This window comes from Pantoea sp. SIMBA_079 (assembly GCF_046940275.1).
GTDB lineage: Bacteria > Pseudomonadota > Gammaproteobacteria > Enterobacterales > Enterobacteriaceae > Pantoea > Pantoea borealis.
The window spans coordinates 1-273 of sequence record NZ_JAWRYR010000296.1; the positions used below are offsets into that span (position 1 = coordinate 1).

1 pseudogene is annotated in these 273 nt (G+C 70.0%); it reads left to right on the forward strand.

Annotated elements, in window-relative coordinates:
- Window positions 1-254: pseudogene (locus SB719_RS20090) on the forward strand (glucuronyl hydrolase); the annotation flags it as partial.
- Window positions 255-273 lie beyond the last annotated feature (19 nt).

Consider the following 273-nt stretch of genomic DNA (forward strand, 5'->3'; position numbering starts at 1 on the left):
GTCTGCGCCAGCTAGCCGTGCTGGAGGACGACCCGGAGGCGGCCGCGCGCGCTACGGAGGCGGCCGATGGGATCCTCGCCTCCCTCATCGCGGACTACACGCCGGAGGATGAGGCGTCGGACGCCCTGATTCTGCACGGCGTGTACAACCTGCCAGGCGACCACGGCGTCGACGAAGGCAACCTGTGGGGCGACTACTTCTACCTGGAGGCGCTCCAGCGCACGGTGGACCCCGAATGGGAGCTGTACTGGTGAGCCCGGCGCGACCCCGAGG